Annotated in this window: 7 protein-coding genes; 1 reads left to right on the top strand and 6 read right to left on the bottom strand. The window is 41.1% G+C overall.

Annotation, left to right across the window (positions count from 1 at the left end):
• The 6 genes from Q0212_RS12940 to aroQ all read right to left on the bottom strand — a co-directional run.
• Nucleotides 1–548: tRNA-dihydrouridine synthase (locus tag Q0212_RS12940; protein WP_297926179.1), on the bottom strand; the 548-nt coding region annotated here is incomplete at its 3' end.
• Nucleotides 545–1,903 (bottom strand): DUF3426 domain-containing protein, encoded by a 1,359-nt coding sequence (locus Q0212_RS12945; protein WP_297926181.1) that lies wholly within the window; start codon nt 1,901–1,903, stop codon nt 545–547. The genes Q0212_RS12940 and Q0212_RS12945, both read right to left, overlap by 4 nt.
• Before the next feature lie 168 nt (nt 1,904–2,071).
• Nucleotides 2,072–2,956: a 50S ribosomal protein L11 methyltransferase gene (gene prmA, locus Q0212_RS12950; protein ID WP_297926183.1), complete on the bottom strand. Its 885-nt coding sequence runs from the start codon at nt 2,954–2,956 to the stop codon at nt 2,072–2,074.
• A gap of 3 nt (nt 2,957–2,959) precedes the next feature.
• On the bottom strand, nt 2,960–4,300 hold the full coding sequence (accC, locus tag Q0212_RS12955; RefSeq protein ID WP_297926186.1) for an acetyl-CoA carboxylase biotin carboxylase subunit: 1,341 nt from the start codon (nt 4,298–4,300) through the stop codon (nt 2,960–2,962).
• A gap of 7 nt (nt 4,301–4,307) precedes the next feature.
• A complete protein-coding gene (gene accB / locus Q0212_RS12960) occupies nt 4,308–4,778 on the bottom strand; it encodes an acetyl-CoA carboxylase biotin carboxyl carrier protein (RefSeq protein ID WP_297926188.1) in 471 nt (156 codons plus the stop codon).
• Nucleotides 4,779–4,793: 15 nt separating this feature from the next.
• On the bottom strand, nt 4,794–5,240 hold the full coding sequence (gene aroQ, locus Q0212_RS12965) for a type II 3-dehydroquinate dehydratase (RefSeq protein WP_297926190.1): 447 nt from the start codon (nt 5,238–5,240) through the stop codon (nt 4,794–4,796).
• Between the two features lie 267 nt (nt 5,241–5,507).
• Between aroQ and Q0212_RS12970 the strand changes: the two genes are divergently transcribed.
• Complete coding sequence (locus Q0212_RS12970; RefSeq protein WP_297926192.1) at nt 5,508–5,861, top strand: hypothetical protein; 354 nt, start codon at nt 5,508–5,510, stop codon at nt 5,859–5,861.
• Nucleotides 5,862–5,913 lie beyond the last annotated feature (52 nt).

Raw genomic sequence — 5,913 nt, forward strand, 5'->3', positions numbered from 1 at the left:
TGTCCTAGGTATTTATCGGCACGAGTACGGCCATGAATGGCGAGTAATTGAATGCCTGCATCTTCGGCAATTTTGGCAATGGTTACGCCATTTTTATGGTCTCTGTCCCAACCAGTACGTGTTTTTAAAGTAACAGGAATGGGAACTGCTTTAACCACAGTTGTTAAAATTTTTTCAACAAGGGCTTCGTCTTGCATTAAGGCAGAACCTGCCAAACGATTACAGACCTTTTTTGCGGGGCAGCCCATATTAATATCAATAATATCAGCACCACGCTCCATGTTTAACCGTGCAGCATCAGCCAGCATTTGTGGGTCATAACCGACAATTTGTACACTTTTGGGATTAGGCTCGCCATCATGATTCAGGCGAAAACTCGATTTGGTGCTGTGCCACAAACTAGGGTCAGAAGTGACCATTTCAGAGACGGTGTGGCCTGCACCTTGTTGCCGACAAATTTGGCGAAAAGGACGATCTGTCACACCTGCCATAGGTGCAAGAATAAGTGGGTCAATGATATGTTGACCCAATTGTAGCGGTTTAATCATTTATACAACGGTTTCATCTTGTAGCTGGTCATATCCACTTTTGGATTGACGATGTCCAATTGTATCTGAATAGGTGTTTCTGGAGGAATACGTCGGAGAATTTTTGCTGCATCTCCATGTAAATATTCTTTAGGTTGAAAAGCGCGCGCGGCAGTGACTTCACGTTTTTTGTTTAATAAAGTCAATTTGAGTGCGGGTAATGGTTGTGCAAAATCTGCTTTATTAAACACAACTGCGTTGATTTGTAATGCTTCTTTGATTTCGGGATGTTTACGAATAACGAGTTTTTCAATACTTATCAAAGACGCATTCGGCGGCTCTGGTACTTGGCAACCTAGAGTGCTACAGATTTGTACTAACTGTGGACGTGTTTTTTCGTCAAAAGCTAGTTCATTAAAATGAAAATAGACATATTGCACTAATAATAAAATAGTGGCAAAAATGCACATAAAGCTCCACGTTAACCAATAACCCCAATTGATAGAAATCATGGGTTGTGACTTGATTTCTAGAGGGAGGGTGGGGTTGATGCGTTGAGGTTGTGCGGTTGTGCTAGCACTTTTATTTAAAAAGCTTAATAAGTCATCATCTTCATGACTATTATTTGACGACTTTTTTGCACTGGTTTCAGTGTCAGTTTTTTCTGGTATAGGTTCTTTGGTTTTAGTTTTAGCATTAGGGTCTTTAGGTCGTTGTGGCGCAAGCTCCATGCTATAGTTTTTAGCTTTTTCCTTTTTTTCTTCTTCTTCAAGCTCAGACATTAACGCTTGTGCCCAACTTTCATCAGCACTTTCTTTAATTTTGTCAACACCACCTAAACCTTTTAGCGGTGCAGAGTCTGTTGGTTCAACCCAAGCTTCTTGTAATAAATCACTGATTTCATCATCAAATAACGGCTTTTTGGTTTTGCTCGGTTGAGGTTTTTCTTCTGGCTCACTGATGGGCGCAGATGCAGATTTTTTGGGGCTAATATTGGCTAAATCATCTTCTAATTCGGCACCTAAATCCCCTAACAAATCCATTGCCCAAGATTCATCATCTTTTTTACGTTTTTTAGCGGGTGCTGGCTGAGGTTGAGGCGGAGCATGTTGTTCTTTAGCAACAACAGGCATAGACATTTGACTGTCTGATGTATTTTTTGGAGCGACTGGTGGTGTACTGATTGGTGCAGCAGCTTGAGGTGGTGCAGCGGGAATATCAACGATTTGTGATGCGTCAACCAAATGCTGATCGGCTCTAAATACTTGCAAGCAGCTACCGCAGCGTACATGACCACCACGAGCGGCTAGTTGATCATCAGTAATATTAAAAACACTTGTACAATGAGGACAGCGTGTTTGTTTGGTTGTGCTCATAGTCCCTCAAGCTCCAAATCTTGTGCTAAAAATATGGGAGAAGTCGATATTATATATTTTTTCATTATTTTTGTGGGTTATTTCACAGAATAATATGATTTTTTAATTAATGTGTTTTTGATTATGCGTCAATAGACATGATTTTGCTGTCTATCGACGCACAAATATTTAGTTCGCCAAACGTTTACCCGATAAACGACACCAATTTTCTTCTTTAGTTTGTAATCGATCTAAAACAAACCACGGCTGATAAGCCTCGCGTAAATCTTCAACCTGACTATCAATAATGCCAGATAAAGCAAGATCAGCATTTGCTTGGCATAAATCGGCCAAAATTGGGGCTAATTCAGCTAAAGGGCCTGCTAAAATATTAGCAACGAGTGTTTGAGCTTTAATGGCAGGCATATCATGTGGAAAACACACGGTCATTTTGTCGGCGACACCATTACGCGCAGCATTATCTTTGGTGGCTAATAAGGCTTGTGGGTCGGTATCGACACAATAAGCATGTTTTGCACCGAGTAATAAAGCCGCAATGGCTAAAATGCCTGAGCCACATCCATAATCGACAACAATCTTATCTTGTAAATCTAAACCATCTAACCATTCTAAACATAAGGCTGTGGTTGGGTGTGTACCTGTACCAAAAGCCAAACCAGGGTCTAGTAATAAGTTAATAGCGTTAGGTTGGGGTGGAGGTGTCCAACTTGGGACAATCCATAAACGCTCACCAAAACACATGGGGTGGTAGTGATCCATCCATGCCCGTTCCCAGACTTGGTCTTCTAAAATTTCGACTTTGTGGCTAGGCAAACCACCATCTAAATGATCTTGTAAAAACTCTAAAATCGCGTCCATATCAGAGTCGATGGTAAATAAAGCCACAATACGTGTCGCATCCCAAAGTGGTGTCGTACCTAAAGGTGGCTCAAATAAGGGTTGATCGGCGGCATCTTCCATCATAATTGCCCCTGCACCCACCAGTTCGAGGGCTTCTTCAATACGGTCTGCATCAGCTTTTGAGCTGTCGATTTTAAGTTGTAACCAAGCCATGCTTTATGATAATCCCAATTTTTTCTCAAGATAATGAATGTCCACACCACCTTCGTTAAAGGCAGAGTCGGTGAGGATTATATCACGATGGAGCGGAATATTGCTTTTAATACCTTCAACAACAATTTCATCGAGTGCGTTACGCATTCGTTGTAAAGCAACAGCACGACTATTACCAAACGCAATTAATTTGCCAATCAATGAGTCATAGTAGGGTGGCACGCTATAACCCGTGTAAATATGGGAATCCATGCGAATGCCTAAACCACCAGGGGCATGGTAATAATTGATTTTACCAGGACAGGGCAAAAAGCTTTGTGGGTCTTCGGCATTAATACGGCATTCAATCGCATGACCACGAATGACAATATCTTCTTGACGATAAGATAAACCCAAACCTGCGGCTACACGTAATTGTTCTTTAATAATATCGACACCAGTCACCATTTCGGTAACAGGGTGTTCAACTTGCACACGGGTATTCATTTCGATGAAATAAAAACGGCCATCTTCATACAAAAATTCAAAAGTCCCTGCACCACGATATTTCATTTGTTGGCAAGCTTTGACACAAGCATCAGCAACTTCGGCACGAACATTATCAGGAATATGGGGGGCGGGGGCTTCTTCAACCACTTTTTGATGGCGACGTTGTAAAGAACAATCACGATCCCCTAAATGAATGGCGTTGCCTTCACCATCACCTAAAACTTGAATTTCGACATGGCGTGGATGTTGTAAAAACTTTTCCATGTAAACGGTGTCATCACCAAATGCTGCTTTGGCTTCGGATTGGGTAATGGCAAGACTATTTAAAATTTCATCTTCATGATGTACGACTCGCATCCCACGACCACCACCACCAGCAGCGGCTTTAATAATAATCGGTAAACCAATGCGTTGAGCAATAGCAACCGCGCTATCGGCATTTACTGCACCATCTGAACCAGGGACGGTTGGGACGCCAGCCGCTTTCATCGCTTCAATGGCCGCTACTTTATTGCCCATCATCCGAATATTGTCTGCACGCGGACCAATAAAGGTAAAACCTGATTGTTCAACTGCTTCGGCAAAATCGGCATTTTCGGACAAAAAACCATAACCTGGATGAATGGCTTGGGCTTGCGTGGCTTCGGCAGCCGCAATAATTGACGGAATGTTTAAGTAACTTTCTTTGGAAAGCGCAGGGCCAATACATAAGGCTTCATCGGCCAAACGCACATGTAATAAATCACGATCAGCTTTAGAGTACACAGCAACGGTGCGGATACCTAATTCTTTGCAGGCTCGTAACACGCGCAGTGCAATTTCACCACGGTTAGCAATTAAGACTTTGCTTAGCATAGTTGCCTCATACAATAGTAAATAAGGCTTGGTCGTATTCAACCACTTGACCGTTATCCACTAAAATGGATTCAATCGTGCCTGATTTGTCGGCTTGAATTTGGTTCATCATTTTCATCGCTTCGATGATACATAAGGTATCACCTTGTTTAACAGTTTGGCCAACTTCAACAAAATTGCCTGCAGTTGGTGACGGAGCACGATAAAATGTACCAACCATAGGAGAGCGTTGAATAAAACCCTGAGTTTGTGGTTTTTCTTCGGGTGGGGCTGTACCAATTGCTTGAGCAGCAGGTGTTGCGGTTGTTGGTGCTGTGGCAACAGGCATTGGTGCAACAGGTGCAGCATAATGACTAACAACACCAGACTGGCGGTTACGAGCAATACGAATCGACTCTTCACCTTCTTTAATTTCTAATTCGTCAAAAGTGGATTCTTCTAACATCTCAATTAATTTTTTAACTTTACGAATATCCATAAAATACTCTCTAAATTATTTTGTGTGATTTAAACTGTTAATGACATATTGCAAAGCAAAATCATAACCTTGCGCACCTAGTCCACAAATGACCCCAATGGCGACATCTGAAAAATAAGAATGATGTCTAAAGGTTTCACGCGCATGAACGTTGGACAAATGTACTTCTACAAAAGGAATTTTTACCGCTAAAATCGCATCACGAATGGCAACAGAGGTATGAGTAAAGGCGGCAGGATTAATAATAATATATTGTGTGCCGTCATGTGTTGCAGCTTGAATACGGTCAACTAACACACCTTCATGATTACTTTGTAGATAATCTAAGCTATAGCCCTGTTGATGAGCTTTGGTAGCAAGTTGTTCGTTAATTTGCGCTAAGGTGGTTGCACCATAAATGGTTGGCTCACGTGTTCCTAATAAGTTTAAATTAGGCCCGTGTAGCAACAAAATTTGTGCCATAATCAATCTCGTTTTGCTGAATTAAAATTGAGGAAAAGGCATTTTATCAAAATAACTGCTTAAACCTTAAAATGTGCTATATGCTAGATTATTGTTATTTCATCAGGTTTAGAGCCTGTGTAGCAATATAGTGTTAAATTGCCGCCAAGATACCTAAACTTCTACTATTAAGCAATTCCTTAATGTGAAAAAAACAACCGAAATTAGCGTATTTTGCCGACATTTTTACTTAAAATAACGACAAAGTCAGAATTTTAGGAAAGCAACATGATACTAAAGCCTTTATTAAAGTTTGGACTATTATCTTGCCTGACAATAGGGCAAGTTTTTGCTGAAGAAACTTCTTCGCTTGATGCGATGATGCCAAATTTAGTGATAGATTTGTCGTCAGTGGCAAGTCAAGTATGGTTTGCCCAAGCACAAATTTGGGGGGCGTGCAGCCTTGTGGCGTTATTCGTGGCAATAATGGTGTGGGTTTTGTTGAATATTAACTCTTTGAAGCAACAAGATAATCAAGGGGATGTGTTAGCTAAACGTGTTTCCTTATTATGGGTAGCTTTTTTGATGATGATAGTAGTGAGTTTTGCCATACCTTTGTTGAGGGTATGGCTAGTGTGGTAGGACTTACGCATTTTGCCAAAATTAGCGCGTTTTGTGAGCATAAAACCGTTGA

This window comes from uncultured Agitococcus sp., assembly GCF_937920075.1.
Taxonomy (GTDB): Bacteria; Pseudomonadota; Gammaproteobacteria; order Pseudomonadales; family Moraxellaceae; genus Agitococcus.

Bases quoted from the DNA above. Each gene is read 5' to 3' on its own strand.
- aroQ (WP_297926190.1), bottom strand. From the start codon at position 5,240: ATGGCACAAATTTTGTTGCTACACGGGCCTAATTTAAACTTATTAGGA.
- Q0212_RS12945 (WP_297926181.1), bottom strand. From the start codon at position 1,903: ATGAGCACAACCAAACAAACACGCTGTCCTCATTGTACAAGTGTTTTT.
- accC (WP_297926186.1), bottom strand. From the start codon at position 4,300: ATGCTAAGCAAAGTCTTAATTGCTAACCGTGGTGAAATTGCACTGCGC.
- accB (WP_297926188.1), bottom strand. From the start codon at position 4,778: ATGGATATTCGTAAAGTTAAAAAATTAATTGAGATGTTAGAAGAATCC.
- prmA (WP_297926183.1), bottom strand. From the start codon at position 2,956: ATGGCTTGGTTACAACTTAAAATCGACAGCTCAAAAGCTGATGCAGAC.
- Q0212_RS12970 (WP_297926192.1), top strand. From the start codon at position 5,508: ATGATACTAAAGCCTTTATTAAAGTTTGGACTATTATCTTGCCTGACA.